Source organism: Vibrio sp. D417a, assembly GCF_030248595.1.
GTDB lineage: Bacteria > Pseudomonadota > Gammaproteobacteria > Enterobacterales > Vibrionaceae > Vibrio > Vibrio alginolyticus.
In genome coordinates this window covers 25724-51228 of sequence record NZ_JAHGAM010000019.1, presented here as the reverse complement: position 1 = coordinate 51228, position 25505 = coordinate 25724, and the positions used below count along the sequence as shown (strand labels likewise).

The following is a 25505-nucleotide window of genomic DNA, read 5'->3' as shown; positions in this document are numbered from 1 at the left end:
TTTAGATAGCTCCCATTATGGGGGCTATTTTTTTATCTCGACAATAGATAAATGAATGATTGTCGAGAAGAGACACAAGAAACCAAGGATATAGAGAGAAAATAATGAAAGCATACCAGCGTGAATTTATTGAGTTTGCACTTGAGAAAGAAGTTCTTAAGTTTGGTGAGTTTACTTTGAAATCTGGCCGTAAAAGCCCGTACTTCTTTAACGCTGGTCTTTTCAATACTGGTCGTGACCTAGCGCGTCTTGGTCGTTTTTACGCAGCCGCGCTCGCTGATTCTGGCATTGAGTTTGATGTGCTGTTTGGCCCGGCGTACAAAGGTATCCCAATCGCGACGACAACAGCAGTCGCGCTGGCGGATCACCACGATATCGACACGCCTTACTGCTTCAACCGTAAAGAAGCGAAAGATCACGGCGAAGGCGGTAAGCTTGTAGGCTCTGCGCTTGAAGGCCGTATCATGCTAGTAGATGACGTAATCACAGCAGGTACTGCGATTCGTGAATCGATGGAAATCATTCAAGCAAATGGCGCAGACCTTGCTGGTGTGTTGGTTGCGATTGACCGCCAAGAAAAAGGCAAAGGTGAGTTGTCTGCGATCCAAGAAGTGGAGCGTGATTTTGGTTGTGCAATCATCTCGATCGTTAGCCTGACTGACCTTGTGACTTTCCTTGAAGAGAAAGGCACAGACAAAGAGCATCTAGAAGCAGTCAAAGCGTACCGCGCAGAATACGGCATTTAATTCGTTACTTTTTCTGAAAAAGTAAAAAGGGCAGATGGATATTCATCTGCCCTTTTTTGTTTTTGGATTTATCGCCTTGACCACTTACTTATAGCGAATGCCTTTCTCGACATGCTCATCTTGCATGGTTTTATAGCGTTTATGGAGCCACATCCATTGCTCTGGAGCGCGTAGAATGACTTCTTCCACATACTTGTTCATATAAGCGGCAGCGGCGACTTCGTCTTTTTGTGGATAATCGGCTTCAATGCACTTATCGGCGATGATGTCGTATTTTCCTTCGTCATTGCGAAACCCTGAGCCTGGGATGATCGCACATTTTGAGGTATACGCCAGAATGCTCGTGCCTGTTGTCGTACACGCATCGTCTACGGCAAAGAAGGGCACAAATACTGATTTTTTGCGACCGTAATCGTGATCCGGTAAATAGAACAGACGCTCACCGCTGCGTAAAACACGAATCATCTTTTTTACATCTTTACGATCAATCAGTTTATTGCCGTTATGTGTTCGTCCCCAATACTGGATAAAGTTATAAGCAGGATTATTATGCGGACGAAACGCGCCGTACCCGGCCACGCCTAACACGGCGAAAGCACGCGCAGTGATCTCTAGATTTAGAGCATGGACACAACAAAGTAGGACGCCTTTACCTTCTTTGGCTTTTTCACGCAGTGCGCCGAGATCTTTCTCGACGATCAGGTTTTTAAAGCGCCAAGTCGGCCAGAACCAAGTGATTCCGGTTTCTATCAGTGCCATACCAGTATTTTTGAAGTTCTCTTCAACAATATGTTGAATCTCTTCAGGTGTTTTGTCTGGAAAGGCCAATTCTAAGTTACGCTGAGCAACGTGGACACGCTTTTTACCGTAGCGCATGCCAAGTTTACCGAGTGAACGACCTAATGAAAGCAGCAGCCGATAAGGAAGAATATTGACGAGGATGGCCAACAGACCAAAACCAAGCCATACGCCCCAGTTACGAGGGTGAAGAAGTGAAAGAGAAAACTCGGGCTGCGTGTATTTGTCTTTACTCATAGTCTTTTACTTTATTTGTGCACTCAAAAGCGCCCAGTACTCGTCAAAGTTTGCAGTCGGCTGGTATTTAAAGTCGCTACGCACAAAGCGGTTTAGGCTCCCCTCAACTTGTCCCAGAATTTGCGCGGCTAGGATGCGCTCTTCGACAGGGAAAGACTTCCCTTCACGAATCTTACGTTCACGCAGGATTTGGCGCAATTGTGTTTCTATACGCTCAAAGAGTTGATTGATGCGTTCACGTAGACGTTCATTTTCAAACATTAGAGCATGACCCGACAAAATGCGTGTCAGACCTGGGTTACGTTCAGAGAACGCCAAAATAAGGTGCATCACCATACGAATACGCTCTAGTGTATCTTTTTCGTCGTCTAGAATACGGTTGATACGTGTCATCAAGGCCTCTTCAATGAACTCAATCAACCCTTCGAACATGCGCGCTTTACTTGGGAAATGACGATACAGCGCGGCTTCTGAAACGCCGACTTGCTTGGCCAGTTTTGCCGTAGTAATGCGTGAAGCGCCATCTGTTGATTCAAGCATTTCTGCCAATGCTTGTAAGATCTCTTCACGACGGTTGGATTTTTTACTGCCGGCCATTAGTTACTTCCTTTCAAAATACAAAGTTGAGCGGAGGGGATTATAAGACGCTATTTCGCCTCAAACTAGACCACTAAGGGTGGAATGGGAGATTTAACACCCTTAGTTGTCATTTTTGTACCAAATTTATGCCAGCTTTTGTAAAAAATTGGCAGGGTTTTCAAACGTTAGTTACATCAATTGATGCATTTTTTCGAGAATTTTAAAGCTCAATGCTTCTTTTGATTCTAAAGCGAGCGCAAGTTCACCTTCAGGCCAGTAAAGGGTAATTGCGTTGTCGTTGCTATTAAATCCTTGCCCTGCAACCGAAACGTCGTTTGCACAGATCATATCGAGGTTTTTCTTTGTTAACTTGCCTCGAGCGTAGGTCTCTACATCATTGGTTTCAGCCGCAAAACCGACGGTAAACGGACGCTTCTCCGTCATTGCTGCCACAGATGCAACAATATCAGGATTTTTAACCATATTAATGACCATTTCGTCGTTGTCTTCTGTCTTTTTCAACTTTTGAGACGCGATCGTTTGTGGGCGGTAGTCGGCAACGGCAGCGCAGCTAATAAACGCATCATGCCTGTTTGCATGTGTCATAACGGCTTCGTGCATCTCTTGTGCACTGGAAACATTAATGCGCTCAACACCTACGGGCGTATTTAAACTGACAGGACCGCTCACGAGGGTGACTTTTGCTCCCATCTGCGCTGCGGCGCTCGCCAATGCATAGCCCATTTTCCCGGAGCTATGGTTCGTAATGTAACGCACTGGATCAATCGCTTCGCGAGTTGGTCCGGCGGTAATGAGTATCGACTTACCTTCTAGCAATTTTGGTTGAAAGAACTGTTCACATAGATGTACTAGCTGCATTGGTTCCAGCATTCGACCTGGTCCTACATCACCACAGGCTTGCTTTCCTGCCGCAGGGCCCCAGATGTGCATACCACGACGCGCTAACGTAGCGATGTTCTCTTGGGTTGCGATATTGCGATACATCTGTTGATTCATCGCAGGAGAAACAGCAACAGGGGAATCCGTCGCGAGCACGAGCGTAGTAAGTAAATCGTTCCCCATGCCTGCGGACATGCGCGCGATTAAGTCCGCGGTCGCGGGCGCTAATAGCACTAAATCTGCCCATTTGGCCAATTCAATATGGCCCATAGAGGCTTCCGCTGCTGGGTCTAGTAAACTGTCCGAGACAGGACGGCCCGAAACGGCTTGCATGGTTAAAGGGGTAATGAACTCTTTTGCGGCTTTCGTCATTACAACTTGAACTTGCGCTCCTCTCTCTATGAGGCGACGGGTTAGCTCCGCACATTTATACGCGGCAATACCGCCACTGATGCCGAGTAGAATTTTCTTTCCTGCTAGTGTTTGCATGTGAGATCTCCAATTTGATGACCGGATTTTAACACAATTCAAAGTCTGACCGCCCGAGCATATATAACGAGAAGATAATTCACATCAAACTCCAGAGTATTAATCTGACCGAGGAAGGGAAAATTCTCGCCTACCTCACAGACAAGTTGCGCGGAGTTTGCAAGTCTGAAAAGAAAAAGAGGTAGTGGAAACCATGGTGTTGAAAAGTCGAAACAAATTGCTGCTGATAACCCTAATTCCGCTGTTGTTGATCACTACATTGATCTCAGTGGTGTATTACATCAACAGCAGTAAAAGTTTGGAGGCGGAGCTGGCAAGAGACAGGCAAGAGCTCATCGAAACGAAAAAGAAAGAGTTACAAGCCTATATGATGATGGGCGTGACGGCGATAAAACCGTTATACGACACGGATGTAAATGGAAGTAATAAAGAGGCAGCAAAAGAAATTCTGAAAGCCATGCGCTTTGAAAGCGATGGTTACTTTTTTGCCTACGACTCTCAAGGTGTGAATACGTTGCACGCTATCAAACCTGCATTAGAGGGTAAAAACCTTTACGACTTAAAAGATGAAAATGGGGTCGCAGTTATTGCGGGCTTGATTGACGCTTCTCAAAAAGGGGATGGGTTCCTCTATTTCTCGTGGCACAAACCGACCATTGACGCACAAGCTCCTAAGTTGGGCTATGCAGAATATCTATCGAAATGGGACTGGGTTTTAGGTACTGGCGTTTATATTGATGACATCGACCAGCAAGTTGCGATGCACAGAGAGTTAAAGACTCAAGAGCTAAAAGAGCATACATTATCTGCCGTGTTGATTTCCGCTATTGGATTGATCATTACCAGTGTTCTCACCAGTATCGTGGTGTCTAAAGGTATTCAGCCATTACAACATGTCGCGGCTTCATTAAAAGATGTTGCCGCAGGCGGCGGTGACTTAACGGCTCGTTTAAAAGTCGAAAGTCAGGATGAAGTCGGTGAAGTGGCGGCCGCGTTTAATGAGTTTATGGATAAGCTGCACCCACTGATGCAGGACATTCATCGCTCTGCGACGACAGTACAGACCGTTTCCCAAAGCCTGAACACTCAGACCAGCCAAGCGAGCGGTCAAATGCAGGATCACTGTTTAGAGACGGACAAAGTCGTGACGGCAGTGACGCAAATGAGCATGACTGCCAAAGAAGTAGCCAGCAATACTAATGCGACCGCGCAGGCAATTGACGATGCCAACAGTCAAGTCACCGCCGCTCAGCATGAGGTCGAGCAAGCAATAGAAGGCATTACCGAACTCGTGACGGAGATAGACAGCACGTCAGATGCAATTTCTGAGTTGAGTTTACAGACCGAAAAAATAACCAAAGTGCTGGATGTGATTGGCGAGATAGCCGAGCAAACGAATTTGTTGGCCCTAAATGCGGCGATTGAAGCGGCTAGAGCCGGTGAGCAAGGTCGAGGGTTTGCCGTCGTTGCGGATGAAGTGCGCTCGTTAGCCAGTCGTACGCAAAATAGTACTCATGAAATTGGCGACATGCTCAAGCAGCTACAAAATGGTGTGTCAAGAGCGGTCAGTACGATGTCGGTGAGCCAAAAACGAGGTGTCAAAACGGTTGAAGAATCGGCGCTCATTCAGCAATCTCTTTCTGGTGTTCATCATTCTATCGGAACAATTCGAGATATGGGTATTCAAACCGCGTCTGCCGCAGAAGAACAAAGCGCGGTTGCAGAAGACATCAACCAAAACTTAGTAGCTATTCAACAGATCGTGAACAACATTAATGAGACGTTGCAGCATGCCGAGTCAATCAGCACGCAGCTATCACAGTCTGGAACGGAAATTCACGGCTTGGTTGGCAACTTTAAACTCTGATGAACTGTTAAGTTGCATGGAAAGCACTGATGGTACGAAGAAAGCGAAAGTCATACTCGACTTTCGCTTTTTGTTTTGTGGAATAGGGACACTTTCCATATAAAGAGACATCAGATGATACTGAAAGCTTTGCCAAATGAGTCCATGCCCAGAGAGAAGCTACTGCAACGAGGGCCGCAAGCTTTGACCGATGCTGAGCTACTGGCCATCTTCTTGCGCACAGGCACCCGCGGAATGAACGTGATTGAGCTTGCAGACTTCCTTATTCAAGACTTTGGTTCGCTCAGACAACTATTTTCAGCATCAGAAGAAGAGTTTTGTCGTCACAAAGGATTGGGGCAAGCCAAGTATGTTCAGTTGCAAGCGGTACTAGAAATGACACAACGTTACTTGGCGGAGACGCTAAAGCGTGGTGATGCCTTAACCAGCCCCGACCAAACTAAGTTATATCTGTCTTCTATTTTAAGGGATCGGCAAAGAGAGGCTTTTTATATTCTTTTTCTCGATAACCAGCACCGAGTGATAAAAGATGAAATTTTATTTGAAGGAACGTTGGATGCAGCGTCGGTGTATCCGAGAGAAGTCGTCAAGCGTGCTCTGCATCATAACGCGGCGGCTTTGATTCTAGCGCACAATCATCCTTCAGGCGTCGCTGAGCCGAGCCAAGCTGACAGAAGGATTACAAGGCGTCTCACCGACGCATTAGCATTGGTGGATATTCGTATTTTGGACCATTTCGTCATCGGAGATGGGGAAAGTGTCTCTTTTGCTGAAAGAGGCTGGATATAACTGTGCGTTTTTTAGGTTGTTAGTTGCTAAAAATCTGCTATCATCCACGCCACTAAATTTTTAACTGAATTCAGCTTGGACTGCTAAAAAAATCTGCTGTCTAAAAAAAGATCACGAAAACCTGTAAAAAGGATCTGTTCGGGTCTTGAGCAATGCATATCAAGTTAGTATAATGCGCGACCTTTGATAGCCTTGTATGGATTTTCCATAGCGGTTCTTAACCTCTAACTTCTTTTCGAGAGATAGAGAGGTTCGGCCACCAAGGTTGATATCGAGCTGAAACGATTTTGGAGAAGACATTCATGTCACGAGTATGCCAAGTAACTGGTAAGCGTCCAGTAACGGGTAACAACCGTTCACACGCACGAAATGCTACTAAGCGTCGTTTTCTGCCGAACCTACAAACTCATCGTTTCTGGGTAGAGAGCGAAAAACGTTTTGTTAAACTACGTCTATCTGCTAAAGGTATGCGCATCATCGACAAGAAAGGTATTGATACTGTTCTTGCAGACATGCGTGCACGTGGCGAAAACGTTTAAGAGGAAATAAGCAATGGCAAAGAAAGGCGTTCGTGAGAAAATCCGTCTAGTATCTTCTGCAGGTACAGGCCACTTCTACACAACTGATAAGAACAAGCGTAACATGCCAGGCAAATTTGAGATCAAAAAGTTTGATCCAGTAGTTCGCCAGCACGTTATGTACAAAGAAGCAAAAATCAAATAATTGGTTTCAGTCTCTTTGATGAATTGAAAAACCCAACTTTCGAGTTGGGTTTTTTATTACCTGAATAAAAGTGCTGAAGATAAAGTGTTCAGTACGTCATCGGATTGTAAAGTACTGCTGAAGTTATTTTACTGGTCCGACTCTATACTCGAATTTTTGATTGATCGCTCTCTGCCGCTTAGTTACAACTTCCCTACACACTTGCACACCGTTGTTCTAGTCAAGCTCAATACTCTTTGGTAATTTACTCATAACGATAAGAGAGTAGAGATGGTTATGCGTGTGAGTCCGGCTCGTCGCCGCCGATGGAACAATATTCTTATTCTGGGCATTATCGCATTTATAGTGATCTTAAATGCGCCGATGTGGATCAAAACTTACCTATTAACAGATCAAGCAGACCCTTACCCAAATGTACTTCGCTCCGACTATACGGTGGAGTCTTTGTACTATAGTGGCTGGGAGTTCGAGCTGCATGATGGACGGTGGCAATCCAACATCAAAGTTGATGCACCGATCAGTGAACTTGTATCACGCTGGCAATCATTGGAAGGGACCGAGCTCACCTCAGAACAGTACGATCATTTAAAACCTAACCTGGCGGTACCTGAAACGGTAGAAGTTTGGTATCAGGATCTCGAAGAGCCGCAGCGGGTGACTTTCTTTCGTTTACCTGATTTTTGGCTATTTAAAACCTGGCAAGACAAATGGGTCGCTATCTCCGTCGATGAAAACTACCTTATGCCAGAGTAGAGCCTTTTTTCGCCTATACCCCTAATAAGCTTCCCTATTTATCGTTTTTCTTTTCGATTATGCTAGCAGCGAGAACTATTAGCCGGTGAATTGGAGAATCTAATGCCTGAGTTGCCAGAAGTTGAAGTCAGCCGTATGGGGATTAGCCCCCACATGGTTGGACAAACGATCCAGTCGTTTACTTTTCGAACGCCTAAATTGCGCTGGGATATTCCTACAGAGCTTAAAAAATTGGAAGGGCAGGTGATCCGTGCAATTAGCCGTCGTGCGAAATACTTACTGATCGAGACAAACACAGGTACAGCCATTGTTCACTTGGGCATGTCTGGGTCTTTACGTGTCCTAGATGCTGACTTTCCGCCAGCAAAGCACGATCATGTGGATCTCAAACTAAGCAGTGGAAAAATACTGCGTTATAACGATCCGCGTCGTTTTGGGGCATGGCTGTGGTGTGCTCCTGGCGAGTCACATGCTGTGCTAGCAAACATGGGGCCTGAGCCTTTAACTGAAGAGTTCAATGCGGAATATGTAGCGGAGAAAGCTAAAAATAAGCGTGTCGCCGTCAAGCAGTTCATCATGGACAACAAAGTCGTGGTTGGTGTTGGGAACATCTACGCGAATGAGTCGTTGTTTAAATCTCGAATTCACCCTTCAAGGCCCGCAGGTAAGCTTACTTCTCAAGAGTGGGGGGTACTTGTTGAAAATATCAAAATGACACTTGAGATTGCCATTACGCAAGGTGGGACTACGCTGAAAGACTTTGCGCAAGCCGATGGAAAGCCGGGTTACTTCGCACAAGAGTTATTGGTTTACGGAAAAGCCGGAGAGCCATGCCCAGCATGCGGCGAACGACTTCAAGAGCTAAAAATAGGGCAGCGTAATACCTTCTTTTGTAGTGAGTGTCAGAAGTAAGACGAGCTAATATCGAGCTTAAGTTGTTGTAATCTTGCGTTCGAGCCTCAATAATTCAATCAGTTTCGAATAACTTAGTAAATTATATGAAAGTCATTTATCCGGGCACTTTTGATCCAGTGACTAATGGTCACCTCAATCTAATAGAACGTACTCACGAAATGTTTGATGAGGTTGTGATTGGCGTAGCCGCAAGCCCATCGAAGAACACTATGTTTTCATTGGAAGAGCGCGTTGCACTGATGCAGGACGTTGTAGCGCATTTACCTGGTGTGACGGTAAAGGGGTTCTCCGGGTTATTAGTGGATTTCGCGAGAGATGAGAAAGCTAAGGTTCTTATTCGTGGTTTACGAACAACGGTAGACTTTGAATACGAGTTTGGACTGACCAACATGTACCGAAAGCTATTACCAGGAATCGAGAGCGTATTTTTAACTCCTGAAGAAGAGTTTGCGTTTTTATCGTCGACTATCGTGAGAGAAGTAGCGATTCATGGCGGAAGTATCGAACAATTCGTTCCCAAGCCAGTAGCCATCGCGATTGGGGAAAAACTGAATGAAAGACAGTAAGTTCCCTTATTATTTCTCAAACGCTCTCTCGATACTTATCCCTCGCTTTGTATATCGAGCACAAGCCAAGCGTTTACTTTCGAATCTGACCGAAGCAGAGCAGCAATGCTGTCTTGAGCGGGTGAACTATTACAATAAGTGTGAAACGCCGTTTTCAGTTGATATCCGAGAACAAAGTTACTCGACCATCGATACATTCAAAAAAACGAAAGGCTGGACGTATTTTTTCGATCTTCGCCAAGTTGTACGCTATTTCCCTTCCAGTTTTGCGTTTAACTACATCAACGGCGATGTTACACACATCCCCAATGTACCGAGCTTTATAAAAAGCCGCCCTATTTTTGGTAACAACCAAAATTCAGTGGTGTTGAAACTTAATCAAGTTCGTCATTTTAAATTTATTGATGATCCTGTTCGCTATCAAGATAAAAAGGACATGGTAGCGTGGCGCGGCGTGGGTTTTCAGCCGCATCGTAAAAAGGTGATTCATGCGTTTTACAACCATCCGCAATGCAATATTGGCCAGACCCGCCCGGTAGAAGGGAAACCATGGGAAAAGGGCTTTATGAGTATTGAAGAGCAACTGCAGTATAAGTTTTTGCTCTGTATAGAAGGCAATGATGTGGCCACCAACCTTAAGTGGGCTATGTCGTCTAACTCCTTGGTTATTATGTCAAAGCCAAAATATGAGACTTGGTTTATGGAAGGTAAGTTAGAGGCAGGCGTCCACTATGTTGAAGTGAAGGATGACTATTCGGATTTGCCCGAAAAGATGGATTATTACCTAGCGAATGAGCAAGAAGCATTAGCGATCATTGAAAATGCGCATCAGTGGGTTGAGCAGTTCAAAGATAAACGTAAAGAGCGTTTGATCTCATTGATGGTTGCCGATAAGTACTTCGCTTTATCTCAGCAACAATAAAAAAGGGGCGAAACGCCCCTTTTTATAATCTTAAGCTTCTAGAAATTGATCAACACCATTCTCACAGCGTTTAAGCTTGTTTTTAATGGTGTTTTCTAAAATCTCGTCATTTTGTCCGAGTGACGCGCGCGAGTTTTCTACGTGGTACAAGTGGTAGCCTACACCTGCGAATTTTAGGTAAAGACGTGACTTGCCCGCATTCAACATACGGTGAACAAACTCGCTATCTTCACGTCCCCAGCCGACAAAATCTTGGTTGAAGCCATTGACCTCAAGTGCATCCTCTCTCCAGAATGCCATATTACAGCTGCGTGTTGAATTAGCATTATTACGTTTACGCGAGAACCATTTTGATAGCAGTATATTGGTGATACAGTTCTTGCGATTGCGAATACCTTTGCTAAAAATAGAAGGTACTAGGCTGCTTTCCATAATCGCTTTACTGCAGTTTTCATCTGTTAGCACACGTCCACCCTGCACAAACCAATTTGGCTTTGCGACGCGTTTATGTGATTCAATAAATGATGGTGATAGCACCATGTCACCATCAATAATTATGATATAACGACCAGAGGATTTTGCGATGGCACGGTTGCGGCTCATCGCAGCACGAAAGCCATTATCTTCCTGCCAGCTATGAATAAGTGGAACCGGAAAGCCGTCACGCAGTTGGTCGATCATTGCTTTGGTATCGTCTCGAGAACCGTCATCTGCAACGATGACTTCATCAGGCAAAACGGTTTGACGTTTCACGCTTTCTAACACCGCTTTTAATGCTTCTTTCCAGTTGTAAGTGGTGATAATTAAAGTCGTTTTCATGATTTTTTTGCCTGTTCACGTAAGTAGAGATCGATATATTTTACAAAAGTAGAGTGCATGCTTAGCCAAGCTAGAATGAAGCCATGTTTGCCATCAAGGAAGCCTCGTTTGAGAACATACATCTTCAAAAAGCTAGCAAGAGCGTGAACGATAGCGGTCGTTAAACCTGCTTTCTTTTTACCTTCACGTTCATCCGTCCAGGCCTTGAGGTAGCCAGTGGTTTTATTGATGTAATGATGAAGGTGCTCGTAAGTGTAGTGATGCAGTCGACCATCCAGTTTTTCAGTTTGATAGTTTTTCTCATCAACTTTTTCATGAACGAGCGAATCATTATATTGTGTATATTCGGTGCGATATAAGCGCACAATCCAGTCTGGAGACCAACCAGAATGGTAGATGAACTTACCAAACGCTGAGCTTAGTCGATTAAGTTTGTACAAAACGTTCGGCTTATTGGCTGATACCGCATGTAAGATACTTTCTTTTAGCTCTGGAGTGACTTGTTCGTCCGCATCAAGCCACAAAACGTAGTCTGCCGTAACGTATTGCTGCGCAAGTTGGCGTTGTTTACCGAAACCTGGCCAATCTAGGTTGGTGTAAAACTTATCTGTGTATTGTCGGGCGATTTCTTCAGTGCGATCAGTGCTGCCCGAGTCTAGAAGGACAATCTCATCGACCCAATCTTTTACTGTGTCTAGACAAGCTTGTAAGTGCTTCTCTTCATTTTTTACAATTAAGGCAACGGCTAAGGTTGGTTTGGACAAGGTCATTTCCTTCTTAACAAATCAAGACAGTAAGTTTACTGGTATTGAGGATACAAATCTTCTAAGACTTGATCGAACATGCTCATTACTTGAGTGCTGGTAATGCGGTTCATTGCCGTTTCATCTTTAGCGCGAGTTCGCCAGCTTAACTCGTGACTGTTTTTGCCTGTTTCCGCAAAGATTGTTTCTTCATACACTGAGACAACGTATTTTAGATAACGGTAAGGTCCCACTCGCAGCGGATTATGGTGTGCATAGAGCCCGATGATTGGTGTTTTCATTGCATTCGCCATGTGTGCTGGTCCGGTATCGGGGGCGATGACCATTTCAACCTTATCTATTAACGCAAGCATTTGCAGAATTGAACTTTGTCCAACTAAATTTAGACACGGTTCTTCCAAGCGAGATTGAATGGCCTCTGCCAAGTCCAATTCTACCTGAGCAGGGCTGCCTGCCAGAATCACGTTCCAGCCTTTTTCTCTGGCGTGATGAATCACATCCACATAACCTTCCGAGTTCCAGTTTTTATAAGCTTTGCTCGCACCAGGCACAATCAGCAGGTTAGGTTTACTACGAGAAATATGAGACTCTGCCCAAGCTTGGTCGTGGTCTGAATAAGAAAGTACCCAGTCTAGTTCTGCCTTTGGTACCCCAATTTGATGGGCAAAGGCCATTAAGCCATCTGCGACATGCAGAGATTGCGGGGAAGGCACTTTGACATTGGTAAATAGTGTTTGAAAGTCCTGGCTTCTATCAGAAGAGAAACCAAGTTTGTATTTTGCTTTAATGCCCAACGTTGCGACACTCGCTCGAATCGCGTACTGCATATGCAATAGCGCATCAAACTCTCTGCCTTTCAGCTGTCGCCAAAGTGATTTGTAGCCATCAAGTCCCGCTTTTTTATCAAAAACAATCACTTCTACACCATCGATGGCGGCTAATAACTGGGCTTCAAGTTTACCCGTTATCCAAGTAATCTGGGTCGAAGGCCAGTGTTTCTGAATAGCTTGAATGCTGGCGATAGTATTGCAAACGTCTCCGATAGCGGATAAACGCAAGACGCATAGTGACGATGGGGCAGAAGTGAACATAATTATTGTCTGATTCGATGAATAGAGGCAGGTAAATTATGCAGACATCCCCAATAAATGTAAAATACACGGCTCGAATATAGCTAAGTACTGATAAGTGTTCTGCAATGTCAAAGACAACACCACATCAATCGCAAGAATCTGGCAAGCCGGGTAATACCGGACTAAAGCGCATCGTTAAAGCGACGGGTTATTCGATCCAAGGATTAAAAGCGGCTTTTAAGCATGAAGCTGCCATTCGACAAGAGTTGGCTCTGTTGAGTATCGCCGTGATTTTGGCTTGGCTAGTGGATGTCGGCATGGTTGAGCGTATCTTAATGATCGGGGTCGTGGTATTAGTCTTGATTGTAGAGCTTGTAAACTCAGCGATTGAGGCGGTAGTGGATCGTATCGGTATTGAACGGCATGAACTCAGTGGTCGAGCTAAAGATATAGGCTCTGCTGCCGTTATGGTTGCTTTGGCGTTTGCTGCATTTACTTGGTTGTATATATTAGCCAGCCGGTATTTAGGCTAGAGGGTGAGCGTATGACTCGACAGTATAAAAACAACAACCAAGTGATCTGGTTTGATGACGAGATCATTACAGACCCTAGCCAACCGATATTTGATGAGGAATACTGGCAGTCCTCCGACAAGGTGGTTGGCAGTGCGACGGGGCGAGGCACGACATGGTTTATCCAACTAGAGAACATGCAAGCGGCACTACGTCATTACCGTCGTGGCGGTTTGTTTGGGAAGTTAGTTAACGATCATTATTGGTTCTCTGGCTGGGATAACACCCGTTGTGCGCAAGAGTTTCAGCTTTTGTTGGCGCTAATTGAGGCTGGGGTGCACGTTCCTCGTCCTATTGCAGCAAGAGCCGTAAAGTCAGGACTCTTCTATCAAGCTGATTTATTAAGTGAGCGAATCCCAAACGCCAGAGATCTGGTTAGTATCTTGCAAGAACAGTCTTTATCGGTAGAAATGTATCAGAAAATAGGGAAAGAAATTGCCAAGATGCATCAGGTTGGCGTTAACCATACTGATTTGAATATCCACAATATCTTGATCGACGACAAAGATAAGGTATGGATTATCGATTTTGATAAGTGTCGTTTTGAAACTTCTGGTGACTGGAAGCATCAAAATCTAAATAGACTTCTGCGTTCATTTAATAAAGAGCTTTCTTGTAAGAGTATTAATTGGAACGAGAAGGATTTTAAATTTTTGAAAGAACACTATGATATATATTCTGATAAAAATTAAATGTAGGAGTATAGTTGATCAAGTAATTAACTATACTCCTTAATTCTATTTACTATTAGAACAAACAGTTATATTAGGGAGGCCAAAAAGCCACTTATTGTAATAAGATGTGTTTTTACCATAGGAATTATCAAAGAGATGTATATTCTTTCCTAATAAGCATGAAAAAATCAGTCCGTGTAGTCTATCAGTATGAACTTCATTATGCATATGAAAGTAATTCTCTGAACGAAAGACTATCTCTTTTGATAGTCTATACCAAAGGTCATTAGCTTTCTTTTGTTTAAATTTCCACTTTTCTAGCGATGAATACTTTTTCTTGATATTAATATCTGAAATTGAAATAAGATCATCCCAGTCAAACCCTTTTTTTTGTAGTCTCAAGTCATTATTTTTTGACTCAATATCCTTTCTAATCAGATTTAAAATTCGTCGTTGTTGAGGAAGTTCATCACAAAGTTCTTCTTTTTCGATCATCGGATGAAGACTATGAGCCATATCAGGAAGCAAATGATAGTTATTTGTGAATTTTTTCGATATTTCGTAACTTCTTTCATCGCGAGTAATAAAGTGGAAATCTTTATGTTTAGAAAAAATTTTGGCGCTAGACTCCTCATTTGATATATCTTCAAAAAATATTGTTTGTGGAAGACATATAATTCTTTTAGTAGGGAATTTAGATATGATATTTTCTCTTAGATTTTGGTGAACTTTATAAAGATCTCCAAAGTTGCCGCCACCGTGTAAAACTATGACATCAGCTTCTTTAATCTTCTTAAAATCTAAATTTTTACAACCACTACGATATATAACATTAATATCATGTTCTTTAAAAAATTCTTCCGTTCCAAGGTATATAAGAAGATCCCCAACATTAAAATGTATCGGTATGTCTATATAAGCAATGGACTTTCCGTTTATCAGAGATGCAATAAGATTATGCTGAGATTTTGCGCTATCCATAATCTCAAGCCACTTGTTTTCTCTTCTACTTCTACTCATAGCTCCTCCGGCTATATGAAACGATAATTAACCACTAAATACTTTGTATATTTTCATTTTTATTCTGAATAAAAATGAATCACTAATGTTGTACATTGACTTTATATGTTTTTCATATTTTTCATATGGTATTGATTCATTTTTTAGCTTTCTTAAATATTTAATGGCTGTTTTGTAAAAACTATACTTGAGTTTGTTACTGCCTTTCATAGTAGAATATGCAGAGTCAATGATTTTCACAAAATTATTTTGGTAATTAACATCATTAACTTTACTATTCATTATAGAATTTTTTCTAATTCTGTAAAATATGACATTGTCACAGATAGAGTATATTCTTAATTTTTTAGTAAATACCTGCCAATAAAACTCTTCATCCTCATGAATTAATCCGGGTACGAACCATATATTGTCAAGCACTTCTTTTCGATATAATTTATTCCAAACTACGAACTCTAAGGAGAAAAATTTTTTGTCCAAATCTAATTTCCCTATAATTCTTCTCTTTCGATAGTCTTCATATCTTTTATCTTCTTGATAAAACTTAGTTACTCTTCCTGAAACAATATCGTATCCAGTAGAATGCAACAATAATTTCTCAATTGCATCTTTTTCTAACCAGTCGTCTGAGTCTAGAAAAAACAAAAAATCTCCACGAGAGTTTTTGATCCCTGTATTCCTCGCTGCTGATAGCCCTTGGTTAGTTTGCTCTATGACTTTTATTCGAGGATCCTCATCTCGATATTGCTTAGCAATGTTTATGCTATTGTCTTGAGAGCCATCAATAATAGCAATTATTTCTATATTTCTATATGTTTGTTGTACAGCGGAATCTAGACATTCAGGTAAATACTCTTCTACATTATATATAGGAACTATAATACTGACTAATGGATTGTTATTACTCATTTTTTATTCTCAAGGTTATATAGAAAATCAGAAAGTTGCTCGTATAACCTAAATATTTCTATATAGAGCTTATTCCATGAGGTGATACCAGATTTATCTTTTCGAGAACTGCCTATTGTTGAGGGAATATCGGCTCTTTTGACAATATCTGGTCTTAAAACATACGTGGATACACCATGTTTATACGGTTTTTCCATGTAGTCATCTACAGGTTCTATAAACTGAGTTGCGTTTTTTATGAATTTCGAAGCAGCATGTGGAGTTAGAATATATCCCATAATGCCGCATGTGCGTTTGTTGAAGCGTACAATATTAAGTTTGTTATTAACTGAAGATATGACTTTAAATGATTTAGGCTTGGTTGCAGCAAGTTTTAGAAAGTCGTATTGTTCCGCTAATGTGTCGAAATGTGAAAACACGTCAAAAAACTCAGGTAATAAGTCGCAGTTATCTTCTAGAACCAGTATTGGTTCGTTTAGCTCCAAGCACTTTTCCCAGGCTAGGTGGTGACTAGAGAAGCAAGCAATTTCGTTCTCAACTAGCCTATAGCCAAATCGTTTTCGAGTAAGATCATCATTGCTACGTTCAGAGTATAGAAAGTTTGGCGCAGAGGAATCTATCGCTTCTATAAATTCGAATGGTATGTTGGCTTTGTTGAGTGCATTTTCCATACGAGCTCTTCTATCAACTGAGCGTTTCATGTTAATAACAAAAACTTTCATTTTATACTCTCAATACATCTAATTGTCTTAGTTAGCGCACCAACATTATCTTTGACAAAGCTAAGGAGGTTTTCTTGAACGATACTTTTTGCTAACGCACCTTGAAACATAGCTTCAACCTTTAGACTCATATCGTTAGGTGACTCAATCAGTTTGATAACTTTCTTATGAAGCATCTTAACAACCAGATCTTGGAAGTTGTAATAGCTTGGTCCCGTGATTACTGGTACTCCCAGTGCTGCGGGCTCTAGCACATTATGCCCACCGACTTTATCTCCAACTAGGCTACCGCCCATAAAGCAGATGTCCGCTGCGCCCATCAACGTTAGCATCTCACCCATTGTATCGCCGAGATATACTTGAGTATTCGTCTTTACTGCATGCGTTGAAGTACGACGCACAGTTTTAAATCCTTGCTGTTGGCAAAGCGTGAATACATCATCAAATCGTTCTGGATGGCGAGGAACCAAAACGAGTAAAGCATTTGGATGAGATTTTAAAACTTGTCTATGTGCATCTAATACCTGTTCGTCCTCGCCTTTGTGGGTGCTAGCTGCAATCCAAATTGGACGATCCTTTCCAAGCTGGGCTCGAAGCTGCTGTCCTTGCTGTTTCACTTGCTCTGATATATGAATATCGAACTTAATCGAGCCAGTAACGGATAGTTTCTTTTTCTCAACGCCTAAGCGTTCGAAGCGCTCTGCATCTGAATCCGTTTGGCAGAGTACTTGGGTTAGGCATGGATGAAGCTGGTTAAAAAGCCGCTGTATTTTGGCGTAGTTCTGACACGATTTTTCAGATAGGCGCGCATTCACGACAGTTATAGGGATACCCGCTTTGTGAACATTGTGAAGCGTGTTTGGCCACAGCTCAGTTTCAATGATCAACATCTGTTTTGGTTGCACTGCTTTAAGAAAGCCTTTGATAGCAAACCCAAAGTCAATTGGCATATAGCGGTGTTCAATTAAATCACCCAACTTAGCAATCTGTTCAGCTCCGGTACTTGTTGTTGTAGTAACTAGAATAGATTGTTCGGGGTTTTGTTCCTTAAGGGCTTTAATTAAAGGTGTTGCTGCTATGCTTTCACCAACAGATACGGCATGTATCCAAATAGGTTTGTCGTTGCTTTTTAGCTTGGGAGTGATACCAAAGTGCTCTTTCCAGCGAGAGCCGAACTTAGGCTTATTTGGTTTGCTCTTGTACAAACCAAATAAAAGCAGCGGTGACGCTAGAGCGAGTAGTAAGGTATAAACAATACGAACTAACATGAGCTTATCGTAATGGCGTCAAGTTTTTGGATACTATCTAGCACTTGCTTAGGCGAAAGTTCTGTCAAGCACTTAAGGTGTTTGTACTGACATTCACGCTGGAAACAAGGGCGACAATCAATATCGGTATGAACAATCTCCACTTTTTCTGCGAGTGGGGGGGTGTACTTCGGTGAAGTTGAGCCATACACTGCAACAACATTACAACCAACCGCAGCTGCCACATGCATTAAGCCTGAGTCATTCGCGACAACAGTCTTACATGCAGCAAGTAAGTCGACCGCTTCAATTAAGCTGGTTTGGCCTGCTAGAACGTGAATGCCCTCATGGAATTGCGTCGGAACAAGTGCGCGGATATTGTTACAAGTCTCTAAGTCTTTTTGAGAACCAAACAACCAGATTTGATGCCCAGATCGAGCCATTTGCGTCGCAACTTCAGCGTAGTGTGTTTCGGGCCATTTTTTTGCGGGACCAAACTCTGCTCCTGGGCATAGTCCGATAATTGGTTGGTCTTGGGCTAAGTTGAACTTTTTGATCGTGGCTTGTTGCTCTGCCGCGTTGATTGCAAGGCGTGGGCGAGGCAAGGTTTCAAGCCCGCCGAGAGAGTTAGAATCCACCATTTCTGCTTTTGGATAAGCTAACGCTACATAGCGCTCTACCATGTACTGAAAAGACTTCATGTTAGGGCGTAAGTCGTTCAATAAACCATAGCGCATTTCTCCCTTCCAGCCAGTACGAAGAGGAATGTTGGCAAACCATGGGATCAGTGCCGATTTCGCTGATTTAGGCAAGATATAGGCGTGGTCATATTGCTTTTCACGTAATGATTTGCCAATTTCACTGCGGCCTAATAAGTTAAACTCACCATGACCGATAGGCATTTCAATCGCTTGATGGATTTCTGGCATACGCTCAAGAATCGGTTTACACCATCCTGGAGCGATAACGTCAATTTGGCTATCTGGATGGCGTTGCTTTAATACGATATATAACGATTGCGACATTACCATATCGCCGACCCACGCAGGGCCAATAATTAAAATCTTTTTCATTTATTTACTTGCCAATCAGTATCATATCTAGGCTTGAAGATATTGTAATAGTTATTGCCGTCTTCTTGAGAGTGCAGCAACTGTAGTACCCACATATATTGTTCGGGTTTATCACCGACAAAATATTCAATGGCTTCATTACAGGTACGAGCGTCTTGCTCTTCGCCTTTATCCAGCTCAAACGCTGGTAAAATCTCAATATCAAACGTACCATCTTCAGTGTTCATCGACGCAAATAGAGGCAGTACTTTTGAGCGTGATAGTTTCGCAATTTTGCCTAAACCAGGTAGTGTTGCTTTACGTGTGGCAAAAAAATCTACAAACACACTATGCTCTGGGCCGTGATCTTGATCGGGTAGATAATACCCTACATAGCCATCTCGAATAGACTTCAGAAAAGGCTTAATGCCACCTGAGCGTTCATAAACACGACCACCATATTGAACTCTTTGCTTGTGCATCAGCCAGTCAGCAACATCATTCTTTTGTTTCTTTGCCATCGCAGAAACCGGCATTCCCATTGAAGCGAGCAAGATAGCAGGCACATCAATAGCCCAAGAGTGGGGAACCATTAAAATTACATTTTCGTTGCTATCAATGTGCTGTCGTAAAATGTCTAGGCCGCGAATTTGGCAACGGTTCTGAAGCCATTTTGGTGAGCGTAAACTTAGTAACCCGAAGCGAAAAAAGAACATGGCCGCTGTGTAGAGTGTTTTTTCTATCAAAGCTTCACGTTCTTGGAACGATTTTTCCGGAAAACACAGCTCAAAGTTAACCCTCGCTCGATGAGCTGGACCTTTGTGGGATTTAGACAGTTTTTTGGCTATGGTTTTCGCCAACCACTTTTGTAAACCCAGTGGCATTAATGATAACGGTAAAAATAAGATAACACCTAACCACGTGCCCCAGTACTTAGGCGACAGAAAGTGGCGCTTAAACTCAGGGTTATATGCTTTGGGGTCGAAGTCATCACGTTTTATGGTCATGGCGTGTCTAGTTACCTATTCGTGTACGGGCGAAGTAGTTTAAATGAGAAAAAGATAGTTAGGAATGATACAGGCTATTGCACTTGAGTAAAGGTGGCAGGTTATGGTTCTACCACCTTGTGGTGCTTAACTGTTTTGGATAGTTAAGTATTCGGCAACGCCTTCTGCAACTGTTTTGAATTCAACATCACAACCTGCGGTGCGCAGTTTGGTCAGATCCGCTTGTGTGAATTCTTGGTAAGCGCCTTTTAGGTGCTCAGGGAATGGGATGGTTTCAATTTGGCCTTTGCCATGATGCTTGATAACTGCTTTTGCTACCTCTTCAAAAGATTCAGCACGGCCAGTACCACAGTTAAAAATGCCTGATACGCCGTTTTCTAAGAACCACAGGTTAACTTTACATACATCACCAACGTAAACGAAGTCGCGTTTGAATGATTCGCTGCCCGCGAACAATTTAGGATTTTCACCTGCGTTAAGTTGGTTGTTTAGGTGGAACGCAACTGATGCCATGCTACCTTTGTGGTCTTCACGTGGGCCATATACGTTGAAGTAGCGGAAGCCAGTGATTTGAGAAAGGGTCTCACCATGTTCTTCAGCATCTTGCCATAGGCGACGAACGTAGTTATCAAACTGCTGTTTCGAGTAACCGTATACATTCAATGCGCCTTCGTATTCGCGTTCTTCAACGAAAGTCTCTGTATCGCCGTAAGTGGCTGCTGAAGAAGCGTATAGGAATGGAATCTCGCGATCTAAACAGTAATGCAGCAGCTCTTTAGAGTACTCGTAATTGTTTAGCATCATGTACTTACCATCCCACTCAGTCGTTGCAGAACAAGCACCTTCGTGGAAAATTGCCTCAATCGGACCAAAATCATCGCCCGCCATAATTTGGGTCAGAAAGTCGTCACGATCCATGTAATCTGTGATGTCCAGATCAACTAAGTTCTTAAACTTTTTGCCATTTTTTAGGTTGTCGACAACCAGGATATCGTTAATACCAGCTTCGTTTAGTGCTTTAACAATGTTGCTGCCGATCATGCCAGCGCCACCAGTTACGATGATCATAGAACTTCCACCATAGATTAAAATTTTCTCAGGAATTCTAGCAAGAAACGAAAAGTAGCGCTATTGGAAGCAGGAAGATAGGTTTGAGTCTTCTATGACTCAGTATCTAGATATGAAAAAGGGAGCCGCAGCTCCCTTGATTACTTTATTATTCCACATCCGAACGGTTAGGCCTTTGATACCAAGGATTTCGCTCGTCGGTCAACTCAATCAAGCTGTATTTACGTCCGAGTTTCTGTCCTCCGTCACGAGTAAGAGGCTGCCAACTAAAGTTCGCACGATTGTTGCTTGGCTTAACGGTCATGATGTCAAATGGAATCGACAAGTAGAAACCTTTGGTAAAGCTACCTTCACCAAATTCATCCGCAGACAAGTCTGTAAATGACGCAAAGGCACCAGCAATTACGCCACTCTTGAACTGCTTAGAAACATTGATTTGTGTACCAACATCTCCAGCTAGGAACTGACCAACATCGACTTGGATCATCAAATCTTGTAGGAATTCCCATTGAGGGTAGTAGTAACCAGATACAAAACCAGTGAAGCCTTTATCAATAACTTGGAACGGACGTCCATATTCTGGCACGTTTTGCCATTTCTCATCGTAAACACCGAAGTAACTTTGTGGATCACGTTGAGAAATTACGTTGACGTCAGCGCCAATCGCCCAGTTAGCTCCTTGTGGACGGTAAAGAAACTCGGTACCGACTCCAGCAAACATACTCTCCAGATAGCCCGCGTAGAATTGCTGATCCATCGTATCGGAATACTCTTGGAACCAAGTCAATTGTAAGTTTGACATGGTTACAGCATGTTCATTTTGGTAAGCGCGGAACATGGTGCGAACACGAGGAACAGTAGTGCCATCAGGTGGAGTGACATAAATAAACTTATCGTAGTTGTTATACCAATCCCAGTATAACGAACCGCCAATTTCAAGGTTGTCCGTCAGCCAATATGAGGCATTACCGCTTAGCCCTACACTAAAGAGATAGAAATCTTCAGCGTTTCCGAGAGTTTGAACTAGTTTAGGTGCAAAGCCCCAATCAAAACGTTCAAAACCATCGTAGACAGATTCTCCCATTGGCTTAGTAGTAGCCCTTGAGGTTGCATCTTCTATTTTCGGATTGATGTAATTAACTTGGGCAAAGTCGCGATATTTCTCTTTGGAAATAATCGTTTGTTCGCCGACTAAGCCTCGGCTACGTTCATTGATCGCATAGGTATCAATATCGTCAGGCATTTCATTATGGAGTACAGCTGCCGCTTTTTCGTGTGCCTCTGTACGGTCACGATATTTTTTCTGCTCACCAACGACAGTTACTGTATTGTTATCAACATAAACACGCGTGTTTCGATAGCCAGCAATTTTGTCTAAATCTTCTGTTACACGTTCCCAATCAACATCAGACAGTTCTTTGGGTTGGTTATCTTCCACTTCTGGGGTTGGTGTGTCTCGCCAGAATGATGGCATGTCATTGAAATTAGTGTTTAGCGTTAAGCCTGCTACTAAAGTATCGCCGCGTTCATAACTTAAACGAAAATCGGCCATGCCTAGACGGTAGAGAACACCGAAGTTCCATGGTGTGTGGGGAGACATATCTACACCGGCCTGAACAACTGGGTAGTCTGTGCTGTAATCGTTACCGTCATATTCAAGCTTGAAGCGAAGTGGTTTATGAAGAGTTTGATATTCAATACCACCAAAAAGTGCAGCAGGGCCTTTAAAGGCTCTATCGAAGTTAGTTGTTCCTCCTGTAGATAGAAATTCGGAAGGCCTATCACAGAATTTGTCTGATGCTTTACAAAAAGGATTTGTGACCGTATCTCTAGTTCCCAGGTAGCCCCAGCCCATACCCAAAGTAAAATCAAAAGTACCTAATTTCGAATTAGAATATCGTTTTGTCGCTGCAATAAACTCAGCATCAAAAAGGCCTGTACCAGCAAAGTCTCTCACTCCTAGGGCAATTTCTGGCATGTATTCAGATTCTTCCCATAATCTAAATTTAAAATCTATCCCCTTGTCTGTATATTCATTGTCAACATCGGGGAAGGATGACGAATAAGGAAGATCGTGGACTCGTGTGTACCGGATGGTTGTTTCTAACCACGGCATGAGTTGCAGAGTCACATTGTAAAAAAGGTACTCATCACTACCTGTTACAGAAAAGTTGAATTCCCCTTCAGGAGCCATACGTCCGGTTGGCATCTGCATTAAACCAACACCACCAAAATCAGATTGAGAAGGCTGTAACGAGGGAGCCTCAAAGGGTATATCTTGAGCCCAAACCAATGCAGGGCCCATTAAAGAAAGGGTTAAGCTTTTTCTAATTGGCATCATTGTGGTCTCTTTTTGGAATTTGGTATCAATTGAGTGAGTAGGCGGATAATATCTTGGTCCATTTCGGAGTATTCAAGATCACCAAACGGAATATATACCAATGTCAGAGGCGGTAAGTAATATTGTGCTGTTAACCAAGCTCCATGATGTGGCTTAACTACGTGACCATCTGGGTAGATCAACACTGGTGGTGTTGATAATGTACCAATGCTACTTTTCAAATTCTCTATTTTTTTCTGCAAAGGGATGCCTGCTTGCTCTTTAATAGAATACACGCTATTTAGGTTTCCCAAGAAATACACTTTCTCTTCGCGCAGAGGGCTTGCGAGCAGGAAATTGCCGCGCAACAGTGGGTTGTCGAATTTATTTAGTCGAATTTTATCAACATCTATCGCAGACAGTAAACGCGGTGCAAAGCTTTGCTGCTGAATGAACTTGTAGAATGGATGTGCGACCAAATTGTGTTGAATCATTTGATTGAGCACCGAGTTCTTTAAAGCGGTAGAGGTTTTCTCGGCGCGTTCCGATTTATCAAACAAAGTGGTACCAAGAGAGTATTGCAGAGAGACGCTTTGCTCCCTAGCAAGTGCTAACACACTTTCTAAACGAGCCGGCCCTTGAAATTGTAGCCGTTTGCCTGCTTCTAGCAATTCAACATTTAATGGTTGCATAGCAGAGGTTTCTGTTTGAGCGAAGCTAGGCATGCTCAAAAGCGGCATGACCAAACCGAATAATGTGAGTAGTTGCTTGCTCATGATTTGCTATATCCCTTCAAAATGGTTAACTCAACCGGAATCATATTTGGCCCTAGGTGTTGTAAGGTTTTAACGACCTGACCCTGTTCATTGACCCAATAGTAGTTTTCGACCGATTGAGAAATACTGCTAAACTCAACAACTTCTTTATATACGTTGGTCATAGTGCTAGAAATAGGTGTTGTTAACGTTTCTTGGCCTGAGTAAGAACGCGTTATATTTGCAGGAAAGCCATAACGGTATTGTGTTACCCAATCGTATGAAAGTGTGTATTTGACAGAGGTTGAGTCTAAAGAAAAATCTGGAACGTCACCGTAAACACCTGCTAAGTCCCCACTCTGTAGACCAATCGTTTTGACGATGTGCCCATTCTCTGTAACGATCATAGCTTTATCGGCGCTTACCCATTTCAGTTGTTTTTTGCCGCTGAGTTGGTTTTGTTCCGCAAAAGCTAAAACAACAAACACCTGTTTTTGATTTCCAAGTTTCAAATAGGCACTGGCATATGGAATAGCATTGATTTCTTCTGGTGTCATCTCGACATCAATGTAGTTACCGTAGGCTTCTTGGACGGTTGCTGAAACATCATTGAATTTCTGTGTGCAGCCAAAGAGTACAAGGAGTAGTGGAAGAATGAGGAGTTGGCGTATCCATTTAGGTATTCGGAAGATATTCATTATTCCCTCTTACAAATAAAATCGCCCTGAGTCATTCAGGGCGATTGGCTTCTGTTCTACAAAACGAAATTAGTTAGAAGTAGAAGTAGAAGTAGATGTTGAAGTAGATGTTGAGTCGCTATCTGACGCTGCAACTGCTACTACAGTTACTGCTGCTGCTGCGCCTACACCTACAGCTGTAGTGCCAGTTGCTGACGCAGAAGCTGTGCCTGTTGAGCCTGCTTCATCTGCTGCAAATGCAGTTGTTGCGCTTAGAGCCATAAGAATAGCTAGAGCTGTATTCTTCATTATTAATCCTTGTGTATCCGGTATAAAAACATCGATGTTTGGTAGCATAAAAAATGCTCCAAATTATATTCTAGATAAAAAAGCCTTAGCATGTAAATAGTTTCTTATTTTGCCATGGCTTTCGATCTCATTTCTAACACCAGCGTGACATTGCGCGGTTATCTTGCTCCCTTGCTTGCTGATAAACTATCAAGAGTGCATAATTTGTCGACCTATTTCCTCCAGAACTAGAG

28 protein-coding genes are annotated in these 25505 nt (G+C 42.8%); 11 read left to right on the top strand and 17 right to left on the bottom strand.

Annotated features, from left to right (window positions below):
* Positions 1–104 precede the first annotated feature (104 nt).
* Entirely contained in the window at positions 105–746 is a 642-nt protein-coding gene (pyrE, locus tag KI742_RS18110; RefSeq protein ID WP_285385063.1) for an orotate phosphoribosyltransferase, read from the top strand.
* An 84-nt stretch (positions 747–830) separates the two neighbouring features.
* On the opposite strand, the gene KI742_RS18105 is transcribed toward pyrE, so the two are convergent.
* The 3 genes from KI742_RS18105 to coaBC all read right to left on the bottom strand — a co-directional run bounded on the left by KI742_RS18105 (position 831) and on the right by coaBC (position 3749).
* Positions 831–1781, bottom strand: a complete 951-nt coding sequence (locus KI742_RS18105) for a Kdo(2)-lipid IV(A) acyltransferase (RefSeq protein ID WP_033905948.1) — start codon at positions 1779–1781, stop codon at positions 831–833.
* Positions 1782–1787: 6 nt separating this feature from the next.
* Positions 1788–2378, bottom strand: a complete 591-nt coding sequence (gene slmA, locus KI742_RS18100; RefSeq protein WP_005379386.1) for a nucleoid occlusion factor SlmA — start codon at positions 2376–2378, stop codon at positions 1788–1790.
* A 171-nt stretch (positions 2379–2549) separates the two neighbouring features.
* Positions 2550–3749, bottom strand: coding sequence for a bifunctional phosphopantothenoylcysteine decarboxylase/phosphopantothenate--cysteine ligase CoaBC (gene coaBC / locus KI742_RS18095; protein WP_285385065.1), 1200 nt, complete (start codon positions 3747–3749; stop codon positions 2550–2552).
* A gap of 193 nt (positions 3750–3942) precedes the next feature.
* On the opposite strand from coaBC, the gene KI742_RS18090 reads away from it, so the two are divergent.
* The 8 genes from KI742_RS18090 (at position 3943) to KI742_RS18055 (ending at position 10284) form a co-directional block, all read left to right on the top strand.
* On the top strand, positions 3943–5616 hold the full coding sequence (locus KI742_RS18090) for a methyl-accepting chemotaxis protein (RefSeq protein ID WP_186584539.1): 1674 nt from the start codon (positions 3943–3945) through the stop codon (positions 5614–5616).
* Positions 5617–5730: 114 nt separating this feature from the next.
* The gene (gene radC, locus KI742_RS18085; protein WP_025768320.1) at positions 5731–6405 is read left to right on the top strand and encodes a DNA repair protein RadC; all 675 of its coding nucleotides are present in this window, start codon (positions 5731–5733) and stop codon (positions 6403–6405) included.
* 302 nt (positions 6406–6707) lie between these two features.
* Entirely contained in the window at positions 6708–6944 is a 237-nt protein-coding gene (rpmB, locus tag KI742_RS18080) for a 50S ribosomal protein L28 (protein WP_005384783.1), read from the top strand.
* Positions 6945–6957: 13 nt separating this feature from the next.
* Positions 6958–7128 carry a 50S ribosomal protein L33 gene (rpmG, locus tag KI742_RS18075; protein WP_004410866.1) on the top strand — a complete coding sequence of 57 codons (171 nt, stop codon included), beginning with the start codon at positions 6958–6960 and terminating at the stop codon, positions 7126–7128.
* Positions 7129–7404: 276 nt separating this feature from the next.
* The gene (locus KI742_RS18070) at positions 7405–7881 is read left to right on the top strand and encodes a hypothetical protein (protein WP_025998646.1); all 477 of its coding nucleotides are present in this window, start codon (positions 7405–7407) and stop codon (positions 7879–7881) included.
* 102 nt (positions 7882–7983) lie between these two features.
* Positions 7984–8793 carry a bifunctional DNA-formamidopyrimidine glycosylase/DNA-(apurinic or apyrimidinic site) lyase gene (gene mutM, locus KI742_RS18065; protein WP_213915156.1) on the top strand — a complete coding sequence of 270 codons (810 nt, stop codon included), beginning with the start codon at positions 7984–7986 and terminating at the stop codon, positions 8791–8793.
* 86 nt (positions 8794–8879) lie between these two features.
* Positions 8880–9362 (top strand): pantetheine-phosphate adenylyltransferase, encoded by a 483-nt coding sequence (gene coaD, locus KI742_RS18060; RefSeq protein ID WP_005379411.1) that lies wholly within the window; start codon positions 8880–8882, stop codon positions 9360–9362.
* Entirely contained in the window at positions 9349–10284 is a 936-nt protein-coding gene (locus tag KI742_RS18055; protein WP_213915158.1) for a glycosyl transferase family 90, read from the top strand. The genes coaD and KI742_RS18055 overlap by 14 nt, the downstream gene beginning before the upstream one ends.
* Positions 10285–10314: 30 nt before the next feature.
* On the opposite strand, the gene KI742_RS18050 is transcribed toward KI742_RS18055, so the two are convergent.
* From KI742_RS18050 to KI742_RS18040, 3 genes are read right to left on the bottom strand one after another with little or no spacing between them, the layout of a single operon-like run.
* Positions 10315–11103, bottom strand: a complete 789-nt coding sequence (locus KI742_RS18050) for a glycosyltransferase family 2 protein (protein ID WP_138939696.1) — start codon at positions 11101–11103, stop codon at positions 10315–10317.
* Positions 11100–11867, bottom strand: coding sequence for a glycosyltransferase family 2 protein (locus tag KI742_RS18045; protein WP_005395793.1), 768 nt, complete (start codon positions 11865–11867; stop codon positions 11100–11102). The genes KI742_RS18050 and KI742_RS18045 overlap by 4 nt, the downstream gene beginning before the upstream one ends.
* 35 nt (positions 11868–11902) lie before the next feature.
* Positions 11903–12958 (bottom strand): glycosyltransferase family 9 protein, encoded by a 1056-nt coding sequence (locus KI742_RS18040; RefSeq protein WP_213891703.1) that lies wholly within the window; start codon positions 12956–12958, stop codon positions 11903–11905.
* Positions 12959–13065: 107 nt separating this feature from the next.
* Between KI742_RS18040 and KI742_RS18035 the strand changes: the two genes are divergently transcribed.
* The gene (locus tag KI742_RS18035) at positions 13066–13473 is read left to right on the top strand and encodes a diacylglycerol kinase (RefSeq protein WP_005395798.1); all 408 of its coding nucleotides are present in this window, start codon (positions 13066–13068) and stop codon (positions 13471–13473) included.
* Positions 13474–13484: 11 nt separating this feature from the next.
* Positions 13485–14204, top strand: a complete 720-nt coding sequence (locus KI742_RS18030) for a 3-deoxy-D-manno-octulosonic acid kinase (RefSeq protein WP_285385069.1) — start codon at positions 13485–13487, stop codon at positions 14202–14204.
* 45 nt (positions 14205–14249) lie between these two features.
* Here KI742_RS18030 and KI742_RS18025 read toward each other — a convergent pair whose 3' ends face one another.
* From KI742_RS18025 to KI742_RS17975, 11 genes are all read right to left on the bottom strand, one after another.
* A complete protein-coding gene (locus KI742_RS18025) occupies positions 14250–15206 on the bottom strand; it encodes a polysaccharide pyruvyl transferase family protein (protein WP_285385070.1) in 957 nt (318 codons plus the stop codon).
* A 27-nt stretch (positions 15207–15233) separates the two neighbouring features.
* Positions 15234–16115: a glycosyltransferase gene (locus tag KI742_RS18020; RefSeq protein WP_285385071.1), complete on the bottom strand. Its 882-nt coding sequence runs from the start codon at positions 16113–16115 to the stop codon at positions 15234–15236.
* On the bottom strand, positions 16112–16837 hold the full coding sequence (locus tag KI742_RS18015; protein ID WP_285385072.1) for a glycosyltransferase family 25 protein: 726 nt from the start codon (positions 16835–16837) through the stop codon (positions 16112–16114). Before KI742_RS18015 ends, KI742_RS18020 begins: the two co-directional genes overlap by 4 nt.
* Entirely contained in the window at positions 16834–18105 is a 1272-nt protein-coding gene (waaA, locus tag KI742_RS18010; protein ID WP_285385073.1) for a lipid IV(A) 3-deoxy-D-manno-octulosonic acid transferase, read from the bottom strand. Before waaA ends, KI742_RS18015 begins: the two co-directional genes overlap by 4 nt.
* Positions 18099–19157 carry a lipopolysaccharide heptosyltransferase II gene (waaF, locus tag KI742_RS18005; RefSeq protein WP_285385074.1) on the bottom strand — a complete coding sequence of 353 codons (1059 nt, stop codon included), beginning with the start codon at positions 19155–19157 and terminating at the stop codon, positions 18099–18101. The genes waaA and waaF overlap by 7 nt, the downstream gene beginning before the upstream one ends.
* Positions 19154–20143 carry a lauroyl-Kdo(2)-lipid IV(A) myristoyltransferase gene (gene lpxM, locus KI742_RS18000; protein WP_005384797.1) on the bottom strand — a complete coding sequence of 330 codons (990 nt, stop codon included), beginning with the start codon at positions 20141–20143 and terminating at the stop codon, positions 19154–19156. The genes waaF and lpxM overlap by 4 nt, the downstream gene beginning before the upstream one ends.
* 126 nt (positions 20144–20269) lie before the next feature.
* Positions 20270–21211, bottom strand: coding sequence for an ADP-glyceromanno-heptose 6-epimerase (rfaD, locus tag KI742_RS17995; RefSeq protein WP_005379462.1), 942 nt, complete (start codon positions 21209–21211; stop codon positions 20270–20272).
* Between the two features lie 148 nt (positions 21212–21359).
* Complete coding sequence (locus tag KI742_RS17990; RefSeq protein WP_206970512.1) at positions 21360–23552, bottom strand: YjbH domain-containing protein; 2193 nt, start codon at positions 23550–23552, stop codon at positions 21360–21362.
* Entirely contained in the window at positions 23549–24307 is a 759-nt protein-coding gene (locus KI742_RS17985; protein WP_285385076.1) for a capsule biosynthesis GfcC family protein, read from the bottom strand. Before KI742_RS17985 ends, KI742_RS17990 begins: the two co-directional genes overlap by 4 nt.
* Positions 24304–24984 carry a YjbF family lipoprotein gene (locus tag KI742_RS17980; protein ID WP_285385077.1) on the bottom strand — a complete coding sequence of 227 codons (681 nt, stop codon included), beginning with the start codon at positions 24982–24984 and terminating at the stop codon, positions 24304–24306. Before KI742_RS17980 ends, KI742_RS17985 begins: the two co-directional genes overlap by 4 nt.
* Before the next feature lie 69 nt (positions 24985–25053).
* The gene (locus KI742_RS17975) at positions 25054–25272 is read right to left on the bottom strand and encodes a hypothetical protein (protein ID WP_285385078.1); all 219 of its coding nucleotides are present in this window, start codon (positions 25270–25272) and stop codon (positions 25054–25056) included.
* Positions 25273–25505 lie beyond the last annotated feature (233 nt).